This window comes from Streptomyces sp. NPDC002926 (genome assembly GCF_053591755.1).
On sequence record NZ_JBSFUK010000043.1, the window covers coordinates 1 to 20,596 of the forward strand.

21 protein-coding genes and 1 pseudogene are annotated in these 20,596 nt (G+C 70.6%); 8 read left to right on the plus strand and 14 right to left on the minus strand.

Annotation, left to right across the window (positions count from 1 at the left end):
- A partial coding sequence (locus tag ACWDZ6_RS31320; RefSeq protein ID WP_451505516.1) for a GntR family transcriptional regulator occupies window positions 1-296 on the minus strand: 296 nt, incomplete at its 3' end.
- Between the two features lie 287 nt (window positions 297-583).
- On the opposite strand from ACWDZ6_RS31320, the pseudogene ACWDZ6_RS31325 reads away from it, so the two are divergent.
- Window positions 584-1,183, plus strand: a pseudogene (locus ACWDZ6_RS31325) (EamA family transporter); the annotation flags it as partial.
- 36 nt (window positions 1,184-1,219) lie between these two features.
- Here the strand turns inward: ACWDZ6_RS31325 and ACWDZ6_RS31330 are convergent.
- Complete coding sequence (locus ACWDZ6_RS31330) at window positions 1,220-2,050, minus strand: alpha/beta fold hydrolase (RefSeq protein WP_451505517.1); 831 nt, start codon at window positions 2,048-2,050, stop codon at window positions 1,220-1,222.
- 169 nt (window positions 2,051-2,219) lie between these two features.
- On the opposite strand from ACWDZ6_RS31330, the gene ACWDZ6_RS31335 reads away from it, so the two are divergent.
- Both ACWDZ6_RS31335 and ACWDZ6_RS31340 read left to right on the plus strand, forming a co-directional pair.
- Window positions 2,220-3,104: an RNA polymerase sigma-70 factor gene (locus tag ACWDZ6_RS31335; RefSeq protein WP_451505518.1), complete on the plus strand. Its 885-nt coding sequence runs from the start codon at window positions 2,220-2,222 to the stop codon at window positions 3,102-3,104.
- 249 nt (window positions 3,105-3,353) lie between these two features.
- Window positions 3,354-4,118: a GntR family transcriptional regulator gene (locus ACWDZ6_RS31340; protein WP_451505519.1), complete on the plus strand. Its 765-nt coding sequence runs from the start codon at window positions 3,354-3,356 to the stop codon at window positions 4,116-4,118.
- An 89-nt stretch (window positions 4,119-4,207) separates the two neighbouring features.
- Here the strand turns inward: ACWDZ6_RS31340 and ACWDZ6_RS31345 are convergent, their stop codons facing one another.
- Both ACWDZ6_RS31345 and ACWDZ6_RS31350 read right to left on the minus strand, forming a co-directional pair.
- Window positions 4,208-5,365, minus strand: a complete 1,158-nt coding sequence (locus ACWDZ6_RS31345; RefSeq protein WP_451505520.1) for an ROK family transcriptional regulator — start codon at window positions 5,363-5,365, stop codon at window positions 4,208-4,210.
- Between the two features lie 91 nt (window positions 5,366-5,456).
- Window positions 5,457-6,746 (minus strand): ATP-binding protein, encoded by a 1,290-nt coding sequence (locus tag ACWDZ6_RS31350; protein WP_451505521.1) that lies wholly within the window; start codon window positions 6,744-6,746, stop codon window positions 5,457-5,459.
- A 209-nt stretch (window positions 6,747-6,955) separates the two neighbouring features.
- Between ACWDZ6_RS31350 and ACWDZ6_RS31355 the strand changes: the two genes are divergently transcribed.
- Complete coding sequence (locus ACWDZ6_RS31355) at window positions 6,956-7,375, plus strand: hypothetical protein (protein WP_451505522.1); 420 nt, start codon at window positions 6,956-6,958, stop codon at window positions 7,373-7,375.
- Here the strand turns inward: ACWDZ6_RS31355 and mug are convergent.
- From mug to ACWDZ6_RS31370, 3 genes are read right to left on the minus strand one after another with little or no spacing between them, the layout of a single operon-like run.
- Window positions 7,372-7,911 carry a G/U mismatch-specific DNA glycosylase gene (gene mug, locus ACWDZ6_RS31360; protein ID WP_451505540.1) on the minus strand — a complete coding sequence of 180 codons (540 nt, stop codon included), beginning with the start codon at window positions 7,909-7,911 and terminating at the stop codon, window positions 7,372-7,374. The genes ACWDZ6_RS31355 and mug overlap by 4 nt on opposite strands.
- Window positions 7,908-9,350, minus strand: coding sequence for an adenylosuccinate lyase (purB, locus tag ACWDZ6_RS31365; protein ID WP_451505523.1), 1,443 nt, complete (start codon window positions 9,348-9,350; stop codon window positions 7,908-7,910). Before purB ends, mug begins: the two co-directional genes overlap by 4 nt.
- Before the next feature lie 59 nt (window positions 9,351-9,409).
- The gene (locus ACWDZ6_RS31370) at window positions 9,410-10,189 is read right to left on the minus strand and encodes an SGNH/GDSL hydrolase family protein (RefSeq protein WP_451505524.1); all 780 of its coding nucleotides are present in this window, start codon (window positions 10,187-10,189) and stop codon (window positions 9,410-9,412) included.
- A 58-nt stretch (window positions 10,190-10,247) separates the two neighbouring features.
- On the opposite strand from ACWDZ6_RS31370, the gene ACWDZ6_RS31375 reads away from it, so the two are divergent.
- Window positions 10,248-11,252 (plus strand): maleylpyruvate isomerase family mycothiol-dependent enzyme, encoded by a 1,005-nt coding sequence (locus ACWDZ6_RS31375; RefSeq protein ID WP_451505525.1) that lies wholly within the window; start codon window positions 10,248-10,250, stop codon window positions 11,250-11,252.
- Window positions 11,253-11,303: 51 nt separating this feature from the next.
- Window positions 11,304-11,555: a holin gene (locus tag ACWDZ6_RS31380; RefSeq protein WP_451505526.1), complete on the plus strand. Its 252-nt coding sequence runs from the start codon at window positions 11,304-11,306 to the stop codon at window positions 11,553-11,555.
- On the opposite strand, the gene ACWDZ6_RS31385 is transcribed toward ACWDZ6_RS31380, so the two are convergent.
- From ACWDZ6_RS31385 to ACWDZ6_RS31405, 5 genes are all read right to left on the minus strand, one after another.
- Window positions 11,552-12,565 (minus strand): hemolysin family protein, encoded by a 1,014-nt coding sequence (locus ACWDZ6_RS31385; protein ID WP_451505527.1) that lies wholly within the window; start codon window positions 12,563-12,565, stop codon window positions 11,552-11,554. The genes ACWDZ6_RS31380 and ACWDZ6_RS31385 overlap by 4 nt on opposite strands.
- Window positions 12,562-13,899, minus strand: coding sequence for a hemolysin family protein (locus tag ACWDZ6_RS31390; RefSeq protein ID WP_451505528.1), 1,338 nt, complete (start codon window positions 13,897-13,899; stop codon window positions 12,562-12,564). Before ACWDZ6_RS31390 ends, ACWDZ6_RS31385 begins: the two co-directional genes overlap by 4 nt.
- Window positions 13,900-14,060: 161 nt before the next feature.
- Entirely contained in the window at window positions 14,061-14,483 is a 423-nt protein-coding gene (locus tag ACWDZ6_RS31395; protein ID WP_451505529.1) for a GNAT family N-acetyltransferase, read from the minus strand.
- Between the two features lie 169 nt (window positions 14,484-14,652).
- Window positions 14,653-17,217, minus strand: a complete 2,565-nt coding sequence (locus ACWDZ6_RS31400) for an FtsX-like permease family protein (protein WP_451505530.1) — start codon at window positions 17,215-17,217, stop codon at window positions 14,653-14,655.
- A gap of 7 nt (window positions 17,218-17,224) precedes the next feature.
- The gene (locus ACWDZ6_RS31405) at window positions 17,225-18,037 is read right to left on the minus strand and encodes an ABC transporter ATP-binding protein (protein ID WP_366732598.1); all 813 of its coding nucleotides are present in this window, start codon (window positions 18,035-18,037) and stop codon (window positions 17,225-17,227) included.
- A 164-nt stretch (window positions 18,038-18,201) separates the two neighbouring features.
- Between ACWDZ6_RS31405 and ACWDZ6_RS31410 the strand changes: the two genes are divergently transcribed.
- On the plus strand, window positions 18,202-18,486 hold the full coding sequence (locus tag ACWDZ6_RS31410; RefSeq protein WP_366732599.1) for an antitoxin: 285 nt from the start codon (window positions 18,202-18,204) through the stop codon (window positions 18,484-18,486).
- Complete coding sequence (locus tag ACWDZ6_RS31415) at window positions 18,483-18,854, plus strand: fic family toxin-antitoxin system, toxin component (RefSeq protein WP_326648391.1); 372 nt, start codon at window positions 18,483-18,485, stop codon at window positions 18,852-18,854. Before ACWDZ6_RS31410 ends, ACWDZ6_RS31415 begins: the two co-directional genes overlap by 4 nt.
- Before the next feature lie 19 nt (window positions 18,855-18,873).
- On the opposite strand, the gene ACWDZ6_RS31420 is transcribed toward ACWDZ6_RS31415, so the two are convergent.
- Together ACWDZ6_RS31420 and bioD are read right to left on the minus strand one after the other, a co-directional pair.
- Window positions 18,874-19,548 (minus strand): class I SAM-dependent methyltransferase, encoded by a 675-nt coding sequence (locus tag ACWDZ6_RS31420; protein ID WP_451505531.1) that lies wholly within the window; start codon window positions 19,546-19,548, stop codon window positions 18,874-18,876.
- Window positions 19,549-19,865: 317 nt separating this feature from the next.
- On the minus strand, window positions 19,866-20,579 hold the full coding sequence (bioD, locus tag ACWDZ6_RS31425; RefSeq protein ID WP_451505532.1) for a dethiobiotin synthase: 714 nt from the start codon (window positions 20,577-20,579) through the stop codon (window positions 19,866-19,868).
- Window positions 20,580-20,596: the final 17 nt, after the last annotated feature.

The following is a 20,596-nucleotide window of genomic DNA, read 5'->3' on the forward strand; positions in this document are numbered from 1 at the left end:
CAGGTACCGGAGCCCCGGCCGCTGCGCAGATAGCCCTCCGCCGTCAACTGCTCGTACGCCTCGGTGACCAGACCGCGCGAGACGCCCAGATCGGCGGCGAGCTCACGGCTTGAGGGCAGTCGCGTGCCCGCGACCAGCCGTCCCGATCTGACCGCCTCGCGCAGCGCCGACTGCAACGCCCGGCCGCGCTGCCGGGCCGGAGCGGCGGCCGCGGGCAGCAGCAGTTCCCAGGCGGCGTTCCACGAGTCGCCTCCAGACGGCTCGCCCGTCGCCGGATTGGTCCCCGATGGCGTCATGGAAGTGGACCTTAAGCCGGACCGCCTTGCTCCCTAGCGTCGCCCCCATGAACGTGAACTCGCTGCGCGCGGCGCTGCTCGTCGCCATGGCCTATCTCCTTGTGGGCGCCTCCTTCACCGCCAACAGCGTCCTCGGCGACTATCCCGGTGCCGGCGGCCAGGCGCTGCGCTACGCCCTCGCCTGCCTGCTCCTCCTGCCGCTGCTCGGCGGCCGCGCGGGCCTGGCGCCGCTGCGCGCCCTCCTCCTGCCGCAGTGGGGCCGGCTCGCCCTGCTCGCCGTCGTCGGCATGGTCGGTTTCAATCTGGCGATCCTGGCCGCGGAACGCACCTCGGAACCCGCCGTTCCCGGTGTGTTCGTCGGCTGCGCCCCGGTCATCGTCGCCGTCCTCGTACCGCTCCTGGACGGCCGACGGCCCGCTCGCCCCGTGCTGTACGGAGCCCTGTTCGTCGCGGCCGGCGCCTTCGCCGTCCAGGGGTGGGGCCGTACCGGCCCGGCGGGCATCGCATGGTCGACAGCTGCGCTGGCAGGTGAGGTCGGCTTCGCCGTGCTGGCCGTACCCGTGCTGCGACCGCTCGGCCCCAAGCTGCTCACCGCCACCGTCTGTGGCATCGCTGCCGTCGAGTCCACGGTCATCGGCCTCGTCCTCGACGGCTCGGGCTTTGTGCGCACGCCCACTCAGGCCGAGACCCTGGCGCTGCTGTGGCAGGCGGCCGTCGTCACCGTCGTCGGCTTCGTCTGGTGGTACATGGGCGTGCAGCGCATCGGCGCCGAGCGCGCCACGCTCTTCTCCGGACTGATCCCCCTCTGCGCCGCGCTGACCGCGCCCCTCGTGGGTACGGGGACGTTCGGCCCGGCCCAGGCGGCGGGCGGTGTGCTGGTCGGAGCGGGCGCGGTGCTCGGCTCGGGAGTGTTCGGGCGGCGGTCAGCGGCTGCCGTCCAGGATGACGCGTGCGACGAGCGCGGGGTCGTCGTTCATGGGGACATGGCCGCAGCCGGGCAGCCGCACGAGCCGCGCCCCCGGGATGGCGTGCTTGGCCCTGATGCCCTGACGGCGCAGCAGCAGCCGGTCCTTCGTTCCCCAGCCGATGGTGACCGGGACATCGGGCACGTCGTCGGTGAACAGGATGTAGCGGCCGGCGGCGAGCGTCTGATGAAAGCCGGTGGCGTCGCGGAGCGCGAGAGTCTCGGCGACGGCCGCCTCGGGTGAGCGCCGGCCGGGCCTGGCGTAGATGCTGCTGGTCAGCGCCGTCCGCCCGGCGGCTGTCCGGGACAGCCGCTCGATCAGCGGCAGTGGCATCGACTGTGCCCCGAGACGCATCGCGCGCAGCGTCGCGAAGGCATAGCGCCGCTCGCGCTCGCTCCAGAAGCCGGCGGGCGAGAGCGCTGTCACCGACCGTACGAGCTTCTCGCGCCCCAACTCCAGGGCCAGCAGTCCGCCGAGGGAGTTCCCCACGACATGGGGGCGCTCGATCTCCAGCTTCTCGCAGAGCGTGCCGAGCACCGAGCCCACGGTGCTGAGGTCGTAGGACACGCCGTCCGGCAGCGCCGGCGAAGAGCCGAAGCCGGGCAGGTCGACGGCGATGACATCGCGTTCGGCTGCCAGGATGCCCAGCACCGGCTCCCAGGCCTGCCAGTGGTGCCCGATGCCGTGGAGCAGCAGCAGCGGTTCACCCGCCCCGGTGCGCTCGTACGCGACGGACAGCGTGCGACTGCCCTGGGGGAACTTGATGGAGAATGAGATCTCTGCGGCCATACTGCTGCTCCCTGTTGTCGCCCGGTCGCCTGTTTTAGACAGCCCGTCAGTAACAATTACCGTTCAGTAGCTTCCAGTTCAAGTGGGCAGGCGGGGCGGAAACGGACTGTGCCGCGCTACGCACCCGAACCGGCTGGACACCCGGCGCGAGGTCGGTTGGGATGGAGGGGTGGCAGCAGACACCGCGACTGACGTATTCGAAGAGCACCGGCCCGTACTGACCGGTGTGGCCTACCGCATGCTCGGCCGGGTGGCCGATGCCGAGGACGTGGTGCAGGAGACATGGCTGCGCTGGTCCGCCGACGAGCGCGGCGACGTCCTGGAGCCACGCGGCTATCTCGTCAGGATCACCGCCCGCCTCGCCATCGACCGGCTGCGGCACGTCCGGTCGCGGCGGGAGGCGTACGTCGGCCCCTGGCTGCCGGAGCCGATCGCCACCGACTTCGGGCCCACCGTCCCCGACACCGCCGAGCAGGCCGTCCTGGCCGACTCCGTATCACTGGCCGTCCTGGTCGTCCTGGAGACGCTGTCGCCGCTGGAGCGCGCGGTCTTCGTACTGCGCGAGGCCTTCGGATTCCCTTATGGCGAGATTGCGACGACGCTCGACCGGACCGAGGCGGCGGTACGGCAGCTCGCCGGCCGGGCGCGCAAACATGTCGAGGAGCGCAAGCCCCGCTACGACGTCGATCCCGCCGAATGCCGCGATCTCACCGAGCGCTTCCTGAGCGCCGCGGCCGGTGGCGATCTGGAGGTACTGCTGTCCTTGCTGGCGCCCGATGTGCGCCTCGTCGGCGACAGCGGCGGCAAGGCCAAGGCGCCGCTGCGCGTCATGCAGAGCGCGGACAAGGTCGGACGCTTCCTCGTCGCCGTCGCGCAGCAACCGATCCGGGAGATGGATTTCCGCTTCGTCGAGCTCAATGGAGCCCCGGCGCTGCTCGTCCTGTCCGCCGGACAGCCCGACAGCGTTTTCCAGCTGGAAGTTCTGGACGGACGGATCCAATGCGTCTACGTCATCCGCAACCCTGACAAACTTGGCTCGCTGGCCTCTGCCTAGAACCCTCGCGTCCCACGTCAGACCCCGTGTCCGGCCCGGACGCGGGGTCTTGTGCTGCGCGCGTTTCACAGGGCGACGAACGTCCTGTGAACGCTCTGCGAATCCGGTTCGTTCCCCTGTGTAACCGGCGCAGGATTGGTCTTGACCAAGGGGGTGGGCCGTCCTATGGTCGCAGAGATAGTGCAGGAACCTTTAATAAACAAGGGCGCGGAATAGCCGCTTCTGACACGGCGATTGCGGAGGATCAGGGTGGGGACCACGCAGCTGGAGACAGTGCCGGAGCCTAAGTACTGGCACCTCAAGACCGTGATCGGCGAAGCGCTCGACTCGGACTTCGCCGTCGGGGAGATCCTTCCGAACGAGCGTGATCTCGCCGCTCGCTTCGGAGTCGCCCGCGCCACGCTCCGGCAGGCGCTCGAACAGCTCGAGCTGGAAGGCCGGTTGCAGCGACGCCGGGGCGTCGGCACGACCGTCGCACCGCCGCGCATGGGCGTCGACGTCTCCACCTCCGAGCCCGCGTGGCCCAGCACCGGACAGGACGCCTGGGAGTCCGTCGACTGCACGACAACGGTGCCGCCCCAGGCGGTGGCGCGTCTTCTCGAGACGGCCGCGGGCGAAGAGACGCACACGGTGCGCAGGCTGCGCGTCACCCGCGGCCAGTCCGTCGCGGCCGAGCTGCTGTATGTGCCGGCCTCGTCCGTGCCCGAGCTCTCGGCGATCGACACGCCGTCCGGACCCGCTCGCGCGCGCGGCGTACTGCGTGAACTCCAACGCCTCGACCTCGAGGGCCAGGACCGCGCGGTGGAGCTGGGTTCGGCGCGTGCCGACGACGCCAAGGAGCTCGACCGGCTGCCGGGCGCGCCCGTACTGGTCGTCACCACCCGCTACTTCACCGAGGGCAGGACGGCGGCCGTATCGGTGGCCACCTACCGGGCCGACACCTGCCGGCTCACCTTTGGAGACTCCGGCGATCTGGAGATAAGCCACGACGAACAGGAACGCCGCGCTTCCTGAGTCCCACCCCTCCGCACGGCATGTGGCTTCGTACTTCCGGTCGCCATGTACGGCCCGTCTTCATCCGGCCCGTCGCACCGAGCTCGCGCTCAGCGGCGGGCCGTCACCGTTCCTTCGACGGCGAAGAGCTGCTCCTCGACATGGTCCAGCGCCAGGCGCAGCGCGCCGGTCGCCACCGCCGCCTCGCCGAGCAGCGAGAGCGCCACCCGCGGTGGCCGCAGGCAGTAGCGGGACAACTCGTCGCGCAACGGGTCCAGTACACCGTCGAGTCCGGCCGCCCAGCCACCGATCACCACCAGCTCCGGATCGAGCGCCAGTACCAGCGCCGCCACATCGTGCACCAGACGCTGGATGAACCGTTCGACCGCTGCCTGCGCGCGGGATTCGCCCTGCCTGGCCAGTGCGAAGACATCGGCGACGGCCTGCTCGTCGAGCGGATGGAGCGGCTCGTCCGTCGTGGACAGCAGTTTCTCCGGGGTCACTTCGCGGCCCAGCAGATGCAGCGCCCCGATCTCGCCGGCCGCGCCGCCGAAGCCCCGGTGCAGCCGTCCGCCGATCAGTGAACCGGCGCCCGGGCTGAGCCCCGCGAGCACGAAGACGATGTCGTCCGACTCGGTCGCGGCTCCCTTCCAGTGCTCGGCGACCGCGGCGGCATTGGCGTCGTTCTCCACCAGCACAGGACAGCGGAACGACCTGCGCAGCCGTTCGCCGAGGGCCAGGCCGGTCCAGCCCGGCAGCGCGGTCCCCAGCCGTACGGTGCCGTCGGCCTCCACGATGCCCGGGGAGCCGACCCCGACCGCCCGCAGACTCCCGCGTGCGACACCGGCGCGCCGCAGTACGTCGGCGACGACGAGCCGCACCCGCTCCAGCCGTTCGTCCTCGGAGGCCTTCTCGGACACATCCCGGGAACCGGCCCCGATGACCCGCCCGTCCAGACCCGACAGCAGCGCCGCCACCCGGTGCGATCCGATTTCGACACCCAGCAGATGACCGGCCTCGGCCCGGAACCTGAACCGCCGGGCCGGACGCCCCTGGCGGCGCGCGCCCCCCTCCTCGAGGACGCTCTCGACGACCAGTCCGGTCTCCATGAGTCCCTCGACGACACCTTCGACCGTCGGCCGGGAAAGGCCCGTGATGCGGGTCAGGTCTGTGAGCGTGGGGGAGTCGGCACCCCGCAGTGCATGGAGTACCACCGCGGAGTTGATTCGCCGCAGCAGCGACGGATCTCCGCCGGTCAGCCGCCCCACCGTGTGTCCTCCCAGCTCGAGCGCGTGTCTGGCCGGATCGTACTCGTTGACAGCAGAGGCGGCGAGTGGTGCAGGGGGCGGAGGATTCGCCTCAGAACCGGGCGTGGGCGGTGATGTCGGCGCCGAACTGCTCGATCATCGCCGGCGTCACGGTCGGCCGGCACTGGCCGATGGCCGCCAGATAGTCCTCGGTGCTTGCGCCGAGCGCCCGTTGACCGCCTGTACCGCTTCCGATCGTCTCCAGATCACGCTCGAACGCGCACTGGGCGGCGATCCGGGCCGCATGCTCGATGTCCGCCGGAGTGAACAGTTCGGTGGCCCTCACCAGCACCGCCACATCCACGTCGGAGCGTCCGTCCGCGTACCGGGACCAGATCGCCGCCCGCGCCGCCTCGTCCGGAGTACCGATCGGGATCAGGTAGTCGAACCTGCCGGGCCGCAGGAACGCCGGGTCGAGCGAGCGGATGGAGTTGGTGGCGCACACCAGCAGACGCTCGTCCCGTTCCCGGAAGCCCGGGATGAGCTTGAGCAGTTCATTGGTCACACCGTGCATCCCGCCGGGCTGTGCGGGCTCCGCGCGGACCGGCGCGATCTCCTCGACCTCGTCGATGAAGACGAGCACCCGCTCGAGCTCGGCGATCCGCGCGAACGCGCTGCGCAGTGCCGCCGCGAGATTCCCCTCGTCGGCGAGCCGGGAAGGAAGGAGTTCCACGAACGGCCAGCCGAGTTTGGAGGCGATGCCCCGGGCGAACGTGGTCTTCCCCGTTCCGGGCGGACCGAACAACGCTATGGCGCGCGGCGGCCGCACCCCGTGCCGGGCGGCCCGTTCCGGCTCCGCCAGCGGCAGTACGACGCGACGCTCGATCAGGTCCTTCTCCGCCTCCATGCCGGCCACCTTGGCCCACAGGTCGTTCGGCAGGAACCGTCCGCCGAGGTCCTCCAGCAGACTGGCGGCGGGGCCGTGCAGCGGCTCCACCTTCTCGAAGTAGGCCACGGCCGGCCGGCGCGTGTAGCCGGCGTTGAGCAGTCCTTCGCCGAGCAGTTCCTCCTCGGGCAGCACGTAGGCGATACGGCCCACCCGGGCGGCGATGAGCCGTCGTTCGAGTTCCACCAGGAGCGCGCTGGCCAGGCCACGGCCGCGCCATGCCGAGGAGATGGCGATGCGCATCACCCAGGCACGCTCACCGGCCACACAGGCGAGCGCAGCCCCGATGGGGACGCCCTGGTGAACGGCGACGACGGCGGGCTGCCGGGACGTGAGCGCACCGATGCATTCGGCAAGGGAGAAGACCGACTCCTGGCCGAGTTCGGCCGTGGTGTCGATCAGGTGGACCACTGCCGCGAGATCGCTCTCGCGGTAGTCGTGGATGAGCCAGTTCATCGCTACCGCCCCTCGTTCGTGCTGTTCCGGTGAGGCTAGGGGCGACGATGCGACGGGTCTTGCGCCACTGTGCACAAATCCGGCCGGGAAACTCGACGTCACGTCTCTGGCCGTGGCCGCACCCACCGGTGGCCGGATCACGCCCCGTAGCTCCCTTGTTGCGGCCTGACGGACTGCCAGTTGTCAGTGCATGCCGGTTTACTGGGTGCATGACCACGGCACGGCACCTCGACACGATCGACTTGCTGCGCTCCCGGGGGTTCCCCGCGGAGCCCGGCCCCTCGGATGTCGGCACCGAAGGTCCGGGGTTCCACATCGCGGAGCTGAACGGGCAGGTCGCAGACGGCGCGGAGAGCGACGCGGACGCGGAGACGGACGCGGAGCAGCGCGCAGCCGAACACGAGGCGCTGCTGGACCGGCTCACCGAACGCTGGGGCGAGCCGGACCACTTCAGTCTCGCCGGTACGGGATTGCGCGCCGAATCGGACGAGGACGTTCCGGAACCGTGGCTCCGGCTCAGTGCGCTGCTCCCTTATCTGCACCTGTGGCGTGTCGACGACCGATGGATCGCGATAGGCACCTCCGAGACACAACTGCTCGCGGTCGTGACCGAGACAGATCCGCTCTAGGAGTCCTCGGCGGCGGCGCGCAGCCTGCCGAACTCCTCAGCCATCGTCTGCGCGGTCCAGTGGGCGTTGAGCCCGCTCGGGTTGGGCAGCGCCCAGATCCGCGTCTCGCCGATCATGCGCTCCTGTCGCCCGATCTGTGCCTTCCTGTCGCCGAAGGCCGTGCGGTAGGCCGTGACGCCGACGACCGCCAGCCAGCGCGGCCGCAGCCGCTCCACCTTGGCGGTGAGCAGCCGTCCGCCCTCGCGGAACTCCTCGTCGCTCAGCTCGTCGGCGCGCGCCGTCGGCCGTGCGACGACGTTGGTGATGCCGAGACGGTGGCCGAGCAGCTTCTCCTGCTCCGCGGGCCTGAACTGATACGGCGTGAACCCCGACAGATGCAGCACCGGCCAGAACCGGTTGCCGGGCCGGGCGAAGTGATGGCCCGTCGCGGCCGTCATCAGGCCGGGGTTGATACCGCAGAAGAGCACGGACAAGCCACCCGCGACCACATCCGGAACGATGCGGTCGCGGGCGGCCTCGAGCTCGTCGGGGGTCAGAGGATCGACCCCGGGGTGTAGCCGGCGGCCGCCGGGTGCTGCTTGACGATCTCCTCGATCCGGGAGATCACCGCCGCTACCTGATCCGCGGCCGCGCCGGTGAACGACAGCTTGTCGGCCATCAGCTCGTCCAGCCGAGCGCGGTCCAGCGGGATCCGCGCGTCAGCGGCGAGCTTGTCGAGCAGCTCGTTGCGCTCCACGCCCTGCTCGCGCATCGCCAGCGCCGAGGCGACCGCGTTCTCCTTGATGGCCTCGTGCGCCACCTCGCGGCCCACCCCCGCGCGCACCGCGGCCATCAGGACCTTGGTCGTCGCGAGGAACGGGAGGTACCGGTCCAGCTCACGGGCGACGACGGCGGGGAACGCGCCGAATTCGTCGAGCACCGTCAGGAACGTCTCCAGCAGCCCGTCGAAGGCGAAGAACGCGTCGGGCAGCGCCACCCGGCGCACCACTGAGCAGGAGACGTCGCCCTCGTTCCACTGGTCGCCCGCCAGCTCGCCCGTCATCGACGCGTAGCCGCGCAGGATGACCATCAGGCCGTTGACGCGCTCGCAGGAGCGGGTGTTCATCTTGTGCGGCATCGCGGAGGAGCCGACCTGGCCGGGCTTGAAGCCCTCGGTGACCAGCTCGTGCCCGGCCATCAGCCGGATCGTCCTGGCCACGGAGGACGGCGCCGCGGCGAGCTGCACCAGCGCGGAGACGACGTCGTAGTCGAGCGAGCGGGGGTAGACCTGGCCGACCGAGGTGAAGGCGTGCGCGAAGCCGAGGTGCCCGGCGATGCGCTGCTCGAGCTCCGCGAGCTTCGCGGTGTCCCCGCCCAGCAGGTCGAGCATGTCCTGTGCCGTGCCGACCGGGCCCTTGATCCCGCGCAGCGGGTAGCGGCCGAGGAGGTCCTCGAGTCGTCCGTACGCGACCAGCAGCTCGTCGGCCGCGGTCGCGAAGCGCTTGCCGAGCGTCGTGGCCTGCGCGGCGACATTGTGCGAGCGCCCGGCCATGACCAGCTCGGCGTGCTCACCGGCAAGCCTGCCCAGCCGCGCCAGCACCGCGACGGTGCGGTCGCGCATCAGCTCCAGGGAGAGCCGGATCTGCAACTGCTCGACGTTCTCGGTCAGATCGCGGGAGGTCATGCCCTTGTGGACCTGCTCATGGCCCGCGAGCGCGTTGAACTCCTCGATCCGGGCCTTCACGTCGTGGCGGGTGACCTTCTCGCGCTCGGCGATCGACGCCAGGTCGACCTGGTCGAGCACCCGCTCGTAGTCGGAGAGCGCGGCCTCGGGCACCTCGATGCCGAGGTCCTTCTGGGCGCGCAGTACCGCGAGCCAGAGCTGACGCTCCAGCTTCACCTTCTGCTCGGGGGACCACAGGACGGCCAGCTCCGCAGAGGCGTAGCGGCCGGCCAGGACATTGGGGATGCGAGGCTTCGCAGACAGGGCAGTCACGCAACCAGATTCTACTGGCGGTTTCTGCAGGCCAGCGCCGCGGCCCCGGTTGTACGTTGCTACGAGAGCGGCGGCTCGTACGGCAGCAGCTCGGGCCGCTTCGCCGGCCGGCCGTCACCCGAGGAGCGCCCCGTCAGCCGCCGCCCTATCCACGGCCCCAAGTACTGGCGCGCGAACCGCAGATCGCCGACCCGCCGCGATGCCCAGCCGGTCCGCAGTGCGGGCGGCAGCAACGACTGCCAGTCGTCCTCCGCCTCCAGGCCCAGCTTCTGCCAGACGGCCTCGGCGACCCGCCGGTGCCCCTCGGCCGTCAGATGCAGCCGGTCCACGTCCCACAGCCGCTGATCGCCGAGCACCTCGGAGCCGTACAGATCCACCACCAGCGCACCGTGCCGCGCCGCCAGCCCGTCGATGAAGCCGAACAGCTCCTCCATACGAGGGCGGAACCGTTCCATCACCGGTCCGGTGCGGCCGGGGCTGCGCATCAGGACCAGCCGGCCGCAGGCCGGCGCCAGCTTCTCGACGGCCTCCTCCAGGAGCCCGTGCACCCGTCCCATGTCGTACTTGGGCCGCAGTGTGTCATTGAGCCCGCCCACCAGCGTGACCACGTCCGCCCGCATGGCGGCAGCCAGGTCGACCTGCTCGTCGACGATCTGCCCGATGAGCTTTCCGCGTACGGCGAGATTCGCGTACCGGAAACCCGGGCTGCGTGCGGCCAGCCGGCCCGCGAGCAGATCCGCCCAGCCGCGGTACGAGCCGTCGGGCAGCAGGTCGGACATGCCCTCGGTGAAGGAGTCACCGAGGGCGACAAAACTGGTGTAGTTGGCATTCATCTCCATGGCGGAGAGATCGTACCGCGCGGTAAGGTCCCCCGGTTCCGTACCCGGAGGGAGCCCTGTGAGTGACGCGCTGCTGAACGCGCTGGCCGAGGCGCTGGCCGACGTTGTGACCACGATCGACACCTGCGACGACGATGTGCTCGACCCGGACACCGCGGTGAAATGGCTGGAGACGACCGGGTATCTGCTCGACCGGCTGCCGCCCGCCGACCGCCGTGCCCTCTCCGCACTCATGCGCCGGGCGGCAGCGCGGCAGCCCGACGGCGCCTGGCGGGAGGACCTGCTCCGGATACCCGAGGGGTTCGGTCTCGACGACGATCAGCACGAGCTGTACTGCGACGCCGTCGAGCAGCTGACGCGCCGGTTCGTCGAGACCGTACGGGACGTCGACCCGGCCACGCCCGTGCCCAGCTGCCCCGGCTGGACCTTCGCCGACCTCGTCAGGCACCACGGCGCCACGCACCGCTGGATGGAGCATCTCGTACGGACCCGGGCCGCCGAGCGCGTCTGGTCGCGGGATGTGCCTCTCGAGCTGCCCGACGACCCGAAGGAGTACCCACAGTGGCTGGCCCGCAGTGCCGAGGCCACGCTGCGCACCCTGCGGTCCGTCGATCCCGAGACGCCGATGTGGTCCCACGGCGCCGACCGGCGTGTGCGTTTCTTCCCGCGCCGGCTGCATTTCGAGGCCGTCGTCCATCTCGCCGACGCCGAACTGGCCCTGGGCCTCGAACCCCGTGTCCCGGCGGGCACGGCGGCCGACGGAATTGAGGAATTCCTGGAGAACCTGCCGTACTTCTCCTGGCTCGCCGAGCCCGTCGGCCTCTTGACGGACGGCTCGGTCCGGCTGTCTGCCGCGGACACCGGCGCCGGCTGGACGATCACCTTCGGGCAGGCCGGTTTCGGCTGGACGAAGAGCGCGGCTGAGGCTGACGTCGGCGTCGAGGCCACGGCCGGCGATCTGCTGCTGCTCGTCCACGGGCGTCACCGCGCGGACGACGAGCGCTTCAGTGTCGTCGGCGATCGCGCGGTTCTCGACGCCTGGCTGGGCGCGACCGCGCTCTAGAGCTGCCGCGAGGGCTGTCGGTACGGCGCGTTCCGCAGTATGTCCAGAAGCATGTTCACCTCAGACTTCTGGAAGGCCACGGCGGAACGCGCCGTCCGCACCTTCGCCCAGTCCTTCGGCGCCGTCCTGATGGCCGGTGCGACGAACCTCTTCGACGTCGACTGGCTCGCCGCCCTCGCCACGGCGGGCCTGGCCACCCTCCTCGCCGTCCTTACCGCGATCGGCGCCGCCAGAGCGGGACGGCCCGGCCCGGGTCTCACCGAGACCACGGAACGGGCCGTCACCACCACAGAGGCGCGCTAGCGGGGCCGGCCGACCAGTTCGCGCAGTACGTCCTCCATCGTCACCAGGCCCTCGGGCCTGCCGTCCTCGTCCACGACGGCCGCCAGGTGGGTACGGCTGCGACGCATCGCGGTCAGTACATCGTCGAGCGGCGTCGTCGCGCGCACCCGCGCGATCGGCCGCATCGCCGTGACCGGGAACGGAACATCGCGCGGAGCGGCGTCCAGCGCGTCCTTCACATGGAGATAGCCAAGGATCCGGTTGCCCGAGTCCACCACCGGGAAACGGGAGAACCCGGATTCCGCCGCCAGCCGCTCCAGCTGCTCGGGCGTGGTCCCGACCAGGGCGTACACGACCCGCTCCACCGGCACCACGACGTCCCGCACCGGCCTGCGCCCGAGCTCCAGCGCATCGCGCAGCCGTTCGGCCGAGCGGTCGTCGAGCAGCCCGGCATCGCCGGCGTCGCGCACCAGCCGTGCCAGTTCGTCGTCCGAGTAGGTGGCGGCCACCTCCCCCTTCGCCTCGACCCGCAGCAGTTTCAGCAGACCGTTGGCGAAGGCGTTGACGGTGAAGATCACCGGGCGCAGTGTCCGGGCCAGCGTGACGAGGGGCGGGCCGAGCAGCAGCGCGGTGCGCTTGGGCTCGGCCAGTGCGATGTTCTTCGGCACCATCTCGCCGAGGAGCATGTGCAGATACGTCGCCAGGGTCAGCGCGATCACGAACGAGATCGGGTGGATCAGGCCGTGCGGCACACCCACCGCGTTGAACACCGGCTCCAGCAGATTCGCGATGGCGGGTTCGGCGACGATACCGAGCACCAGAGTGCAGAGCGTGATGCCGAGCTGAGCTGCCGCCAGCAGGGCCGAGACATGTTCGAGGCCCCAGATGACGCTGCGCGCCCGCCGGTCCCCGGCCTCCGCCTCCGGCTCGACCTGGCTGCGGCGCACGGAGATCAGGGCGAACTCCGCGCCGACGAAGAAGGCGTTGACCACCAGGGTCAGCAAGCCGATGAGGAGCTGGATCGCGGTCATCGTCCGGCCTCCTGGGCCTCGTCGTCCGACGGGAGCGGCGCGTGCATCAGCACCCGCGCCGCCCGCCGCCCGGAGGCGTCGACGACATCGAGCCGCCAGCTCTCGAGTTCGATCCGGTCACCCTCCTCGGGGATGCGCCCCAGCTTGGTGGCGATCAGGCCGGCGAGGGTCTCGTACGGTCCTTCCGGAACCCGGAGTCCGACCCGCTCCAGCTGGTCGGTGCGCGCCGCGCCGTCCGCCGACCAGAGCGCGCGCCCGTCCTCGTCCTCGCCCGCCGGAGCCAGGTCCGGCGTCTCGTGCGGATCGTGCTCGTCGCGCACTTCGCCGACGACCTCCTCGACGATGTCCTCCAGTGTCACCACACCGGCCGTGCCGCCGTACTCGTCGATGACGACGGCCATCGTGTTCTTGCCGGACAGCCGGTCCAGCAGCCGGTCCACCGTCAGCGTCTCGGGCACCAGCAGCGGCTCACGCAACAGCTCGTTGACGGGATGACGAATACGCTCTTCGGCCGGAACCGCAAGGACGTCCTTGATGTGCGCTATGCCGACGACGGTGTCCAGGTTGCCCCGGTAGACCGGGAAGCGGGACAGGCCCGTCGCACGGGTGGCATTGGCGACGTCCTCGGCGGTGGCCTGCACTTCGAGGGCCGTGACCTGGACCCTGGGGGTCATCACGTTCTCGGCGGTCAGCTCGGCCAGCTTGAGGGTGCGTACGAACAGCTCGGCGGTGTCCGCCTCCAGCGCTCCCTCCTTGGCGGAGTGGCGGGCCAGGGCGACCAGTTCCTGTGGGCTGCGGGCGGAGGCCAGCTCTTCGGTCGGCTCCATGCCGAGCCGGCGCAGGATACGGTTGGCGGTGTTGTTGAGATGGCTGATGAAGGGCTTGAAGGCGGCGGTGAAGACCCGCTGCGGGGTGGCCACCACCTTCGCCACGGCGAGCGGCGACGAGATGGCCCAGTTCTTCGGGACCAGCTCGCCGACGACCATCAGCACGATGGTGGACAGCGCGGTACCGATGACCAGGGCCGCCGACGAGGCCACGGCGGGGGAGAGGCCCATTGACTCCAGCGGTCCGCGGATCAGCCTGGCGATCGACGGCTCGGAGAGCATGCCGACGACCAGGTTGGTGACGGTGATGCCGAGCTGGGCGCCGGAGAGCTGGAAGGTGAGGCTGCGTACGGCCTTGAGCGCGCTCGCCGCCCCCCGCTCACCGCGCTCGACGGCCCGTTCGAGGTCGCCGCGTTCGACCGTGGTGAGGGAGAACTCCGCCGCGACGAAGGCTCCGCAGGCGAGCGAGAGCAGCACCGCCACGAGGAGCAGGAGCACTTCGGTCATCGGTTCACCTCCGTCCCATGATCGGGCAGGGGCAGGATGAACGCGCGATGTCGGCTACTGGGAGGCTCGCCCATGGACGGACGCTTACACCTTTCGTACGGGGGTGAATGGTTCACCCATGGTAAAGGACCGGCAAAGTGGCTCGGCACGGTGGCGACCGGCTACGCGAACGGCTTCACCCAGCGGCGCCAGTGGTCCTCGCGGTGGTAGCCGGCCGCGGCCCACGCCCCCTGGGCACGTTCGTTCGCCTCCAGCACCATGGCGTCGCCGCGTCTGCCGCCCACGGCCAGGAAACGCTCCTCGGCCGCTTCGAGCAGTGCCGTCGAGATCCCCCGGCGGCGGTGGGAGGGCAGCACGGCCAGCCGGTACAGCGAACAGCGCCAGCCGTCGTACCCGGCGATCACCGAGCCGACCAGCGCGCCGCCGGACTCCGCCAGGATCAGTGCCTCCGGATCGCGCTCGATGAGCCGGGTGAGCCCCTCCACGTCGTCCGTGATGCTCGTGCCGTCCGCCGCTTCCTTCCAGAAGGCGAGGATGGTCTGCGCTTCGTCCGCCGCCGCGGTGCGGATATGCACGTCGTTCATGGGCCGGAGCCAAGCACGGCCGGTGCGGGCCTGTCATCGGATTTCGGCGTTCGCGACGGGTCGCCGCGATGCCGCCGCCGGTCACCTGCGCCATTCTCCGGTCACCGGGCCGGACGTCCCCGGAAGGGGTCGAGGACGGCGAGGTGAGTGACTCCCCTCCAGCAGCTGCCTACTCGTGCGCGATGGCGGCCAGCACATTCATCCGCGAGGCGCGCAGAGCCGGCAGCACCGCCGCCGCGAGCCCGACCACCACCGAGCCGATCACGACCGCCACGACCGTGCCCCACGGCACGGCGAACGCTTTCAGTCCTTCCAGTGCCAGCACTTGCTGTACCGAGACGCCCCACACCATGCCCAGCACCAGCCCCAGCAATGCTCCGAAGACCGCGATCACAACGGACTCCAGCCGGATCATCCGTCGAAGCTGGACCCGGGAGAGCCCGATGGCGCGCAGCAGCCCGATCTCGCGGGTCCGCTCCACCACCGACAGCGCGAGGGTGTTGACCACACCCAGCACCGCGATGACGATCGCCAGACCCAGCAGTGCGTACACCAGATACAGCATCACGGCGATCTGCTGCCGGATCAGCTCCTTGTAGTCGGCCTGATCCCTGACCTGCACCTGGGGATAGCGTTCGAGCGCCGTTTCCAGGCCCTTGCGCAGTTCCTTCGCGTCACTGCCGCTCGCGGCATTGACGTACAGAGCGGCGTCCTGACCGCCCGGCAGGTACCTCTCCACGGTGGAGAGCCCCATGAACAGGCCGCCCTCCATCCCGGGACCGCCGCTCTGGTCCATGTCGGTGAGCGCCCCGACGCTCAGCCGGCCCTTCTGCCCGCCGGGGAACTCGGCCGGCAGCACGGACCCGATCCGCACCCCGTGGGCCGCCGCGTACTCCCGGTCCATGGCGATCCTGTCCGGTGCCAGCGCGGCCGCCGTGTCCCCGCTCGCGTAGGTGATCCTGGCGGCCTCGTCCAGCTGCGGGTCGTAGCCCGAGGCCGTCGACTCCACCCGCTGCCCGTCCGGAAGATTCAGCGCGACCGGCGCGAAGCGCTGCCGCACGACCGTGCCCGCGCTGTCTACGCCCTGCACTGTCTCCGTGATCTCCTGCGGGAACGGCATGAAGTTGCTGTTCTGTACGACGAAGTCGGCACCCAGCGTCTTGTCGATCTGGTCGTCGAAGGACTTGGTCATCGAGGCGCTGGCGATCGAGAGCCCGCCCACCAGCGCAAGGCCCACCATCAGCGCGGCGGCGGTGGCACCGGTACGCCGCGGATTGCGCAGCGCGTTGCGCTGGCTCATCCGGCCGACCGATCCGAAGATCTTGGGGAACGCGCCGCCCAGCACCCGGATCACCGGCCGTACCAGCAGCGGCCCCGCCACCACCGTGGCGATCAGGGTCAGCACCACGCCGAGCCCCAGCAGCGAGGACGCGGTTGCGGTCCGCTCGCTCACCGCGCATCCGGCGAGCGCGGCCGCGCCCGCCGCGGCGACCACCGTCCCCACGATGGCCCGGACCCTCAACGGCCGCCCCACACCGGCGACTTCCGCATCCGCGAGCGCGGCCATGGGGGAGACTCGGGCCGCCCGTCGGGCCGGCAGATACGCGGCCACGAAGGTGACACCCACGCCGACCGCGTACGCGGACACCGGCGTCGCCACGCCCACCACCATCTCTGCGGCGCTCAGATTCATCCCGAGCAGACCCATCAGCTCGATCAGCCCGGCCGCGAGCCCGATCCCGGCAGCCAGCCCGAGCGTGGAGCCGACCAGCCCGAGCAGCAGCGCCTCGGTGAGGACCGACCGGCGCACCTGGCGGCGGTCGGCGCCGAGCGCCCGCAGCAGACCCAGCTCGCGGGTGCGCTGCGCGATCAGCATCGAGAAGGTGTTGACGATCAGGAAGATGCCGACGAGGACCGCGACACCGGCGAAGCCGAGCATCACCCACTTGATGACATCGAGGAATCCGCCGAGTTGCGCGGCGGCCGACTTGGCCTGCTCGTCCGCGGTCTTGAGCTCGTAGGCATCACCCAGCTCGGCCGCGATCCGCTGCTTGAGCGTCGCGTCGCTCACCCCGTCCTCGGCGTCCACCGAGAGCGAGGAGGCCACCCCGGACTTGCCCAGCAGTTTGGTCTGGGCCGTCGGAGTGTCCAGGAAGACCAGGGCGGCGCCGGGGTTGGTGGTGGTGAAGGTCGCGATGCCGACGACTTCGACCTTGAAGGAGCCGGGCTGTGCGAGCACCGTGAGGGTGTCCCCGATGCGTACCTTCTTCTTGTCGGCGGTGTCCTTGTCGAGCAGCGCCTCGCCCGGCCCCTTCGGCTCGCGCCCGCTGGTCAGCTTCACCGGACTGCGTTCGGTGACGTACCAGTTGGTGGCGATGGTGGGTGCGCCGGTCGTGGGACCGACCGCCTTGTTCGTGGAGTCGACAACGGTGATGTTCTCCACGGCCGCGTCGATGTGGGTGGCCCTGACTCCGTCGACCGAGCCGATACGGTCCGCGAGCTCGGCCGGGACCGTCCGTACGACTCCGGTCGGCAGGCGCTCGTCGAGGCCCTCCTTCGCCGCGACGGTCACATCCGCCGATGTGGAGGCGAAGAGCCGGTCGAAGGTACGGGAGACGGTGTCGGAGAAGATCAGACTGCCGCTGACGAAGGCCACCGACAGGAGTACCGCCAGTGCCGACAGCAGCAGCCGACCCTTGTGTGCGAAGAAACTCCGCAGCGTCGCCTTCAGCATCGTGGCCTCAGCTCTTGCGCAGGGCGTCGGGGCCCGGGGTCTGCGGGGATCCCCCGGAGAAGAGGCGCATGCGCTCCAGCACTGCCTCGGCGGTCGGATCCGGCATGACATCCACGATCCGTCCGTCCGCGAGGAACAGCACCAGATCCGAATGGGCGGCGGCGCCGGGATCGTGCGTCACCATCACCACCGTCTGGTCCAGCCGGTCGACGGCCTCGCGCAGGAAGGCGAGCACCTCGGCGCCCGCGCGCGAGTCGAGATTGCCGGTCGGTTCGTCCGCGAAGATCAGCTCGGGGCGGGAGGCGAGCGCGCGGGCACAGGCCACCCGCTGCTGCTGCCCGCCGGAGAGCTCGGCAGGCCGGTGCTTGAGGCGGTCCCGCAGCCCGAGTGTGTCGATGACCTGATCCACCCACTGGCGGTCGGGTTTGCGCCCGGCGATATCCATGGGGAGGGTGATGTTCTCGGCGGCGGTGAGGGTGGGCAGCAGATTGAACGCCTGGAACATAAAGCCGATCCGGTCCCGGCGCAGCCTGGTGAGTTCACGCTCCTTCAGGCCGGTGATCTCCGTTTCGCCCAGCCAGACCTGACCGGCCGAGACGGTATCGAGGCCGGCCAGGCAGTGCATCAGCGTGGACTTGCCGGAGCCGGACGGGCCCATGACCGCGGTGAACCGCCCGCGCGCGATGTCGACATCGACCGCGTCCAGGGCGCGCACGATCGTCTCGCCCGTGCCGTACGCCTTCGTCAGAGCCCGCGCCCGGGCGGCGAGCGGCACATCCGCGGTGTGGTCGTGGGTGGGTGCAGTGGCAGATGTGGACAAGGCTGCCTCCCGGCTTGTGGCCGCTCCGACTCCCGTACAGGAGGCGAGAGTAGAGGGGGGTGTGCGGGTGCCGGTATCCCTCGGAGGTTTGGTCCTCGGGGTCCGTGTAAGGGGCACTTGACGGGCCCCTTGTCGGTGCTAGCGCCCTGGCGCTAGCGTGAGGTGTGGCGAAAACCCAGTTGAACGTACGCGTGGACGAGACCACCGCCGAGGCAGCGCGCCAGCGGGCCCTTCAGCGCGGGATGAGCGTGAACCGCTACATCGAGGAACTCGTCAAGCAGGACGCGGGCGAGGTGGGACGTACCTTTGTCGAGGCGGCGGCCGACTTCATGAAGCAGTACGAGTCCGTGTTCGCGGAGGAGTTCGGCGAGTTCGGTACGGGCGAAGACTCCGGTAAGGGCGCCAGTACGGGCAAGGGCAGGGGCACGGGCCGCGAAGGCAAGCGTTGAACCTGTCGATCGACCTCGCCTGGCTGCTCATGGTCGCCGAGCACAAGACCCCCGGCGATCCACAGGTCACCGACTGGGGTGCCCTCGTCGCCGCTGTCAGCCGCCATGAGGCGGAGATATTCGGCATCGCCGTCTACAGCGACCCGTATGCCAGGGCCGCCGCGCTGCTCCAGCTGCTGCTCCATGTGCCCGCGCTCGAGCACTCCAATGCCATGTTCGCCTCGGCCGTCGCCTACGGATATCTCGTCGCCAGCGGGCTCAAGGTGGTGACCTCGGCGGAGCAGGTGCGGGACCTGGCGCAGCTGGTCAAGCAGGGCAAGGCGGACGTCAGGACCATCGCCGGTGAGCTGCGGCAGTGGAGCGGGTGAGCGCCTGAGCCGGTCTGGCTCAATCACCGACGGGCCGCCTCGCCACGCCGAGGACGCAGGGCGACGCGGGCGTCATAGGCCCCTTCTCCGGCACCCGCAGCCTGCGGTACACCCCGAGATCGAAGCCGGCGGCCTCGATCTCGGCGATGGTGTCCCGCGCGGTGTGACACCCGCCGAAGAACAACGGCCAGACGGTACGGTCCAGGGCGCGCTGGGTCTTCGCCAAGGTCCGGCCGTCGGCCAGCCCGTGCTCGAAGAACCGCAGCTCACCACCGGGCCGCAGGACCCGTCTGATCTCGGAGAGCGCCCGCCGCACATCCCGTACGGAGCACAGCACCAGGGAGACCACGGCCGCGTCGAAAGCTTCGCTCTTGACCGGCAGCGCCTCCGCCGCGCCCGGCACCACATCCACCGGGACATCGGCCCGCTGCCCGGCGTCCACCGCCAACTTCCGCAGGGTGCGCTCGGGTTCGATCGCCACCACCTCGGAGACGGCCGACGGATAGTGCGCGAAGTTCAGACCGTTGCCCGCGCCGATCTCGATCACCCGGCCCGAGAGACCGGACAGCAGCTCACGGCGGTAGGTGGCGACTCCCGCTCTGCTGTCCGCCGACACACTGAATTTGGCGTAGACACGCGCGAAAACCGGATGGTGGACGGCGTCCCGGGGCACATTGGTGCTGCGCACACGCATCGCGGGCCTCCTTGGGACGGGCGAGCCGGTCACACCGCCATTCTCCCCCGGTACGGCGTCAGTCAGCCGCTCGAGCCACGGAGAGTTCTTTGACGGCCTCGCCGTCGGGGACGCGCTGGACGGTGGCCGCCCTTACGAGACCGGACGGATCGGTGTACGACCGGTCGGCGCCGCGGTCCGCCGGATCGCCGCCCGGCAGCGCCGCCCGGAAGCGCCGCCCGGAAGCGGATGGGTCGCGCCCGGTCGCGGCAGCCGGAGACGATCCCGCCGATCCGTGCCCGTACGGCGGCCGGCGTAGGGCCGTCAGCGTACGCCGGTCAGCGTACGGCGGCGCCGAACGCGTCGGCGTTCCAGGATCCACCGAGGCGCGGCGCGAGCCAACTCGCCGCCCGCGCCCGGAACTCGGTGGGAGCCAGCGCGCCCACCCCCTCCGGCACCGCACCGAGCAGGGGCGCGCCGGCGGCCTCGGGCAGGTCCGCGAGATTGCACCGCGCGGCCAGGTCGGGCTCGGCGGGCCAGCTCCCGATCACCACGCCGAGCTGCTCCAACTCCCGCGCGCGCAGAGCCTCGGCGGTCAGCGCGGTGGTGTTGAGCGTTCCCAGCCCGGCGGGGACGACGACCAGCACGGGCGCGCCGAGCAGCCGGGCGACATCGGCGAGGGTCGCGCCGTCGTCGTCGAACCGCACGAGCAGCCCGCCTGCGCCCTCGACGATGACGAGATCGTGCGCGCAGGCCAGCTTCTCGACGACCTCGACGACCTGCTCGGGCCTTACCGGCTCCATCCCCACCCGCAGTGCGGCGGTAGCGGGCGCGAGGGGCTCGGGAAATCGCGCGAGTTCGACGCCCTCGACATCCCCTGCCAGCCGCATCACCTCGTCCACGTCGCCGGCCTCGCCGGCCCCGACCCCGGTCTGCGCAGGTTTGACCACGGCAACGGACCGCCCTTGCGCCCGTGCCGCCGCGGCAACGGCGGCCGTGACGACGGTCTTCCCGACCTCGGTCCCGGTCCCGGTGACGACGATGACTGCCATGGCTGTTCACTGACCTT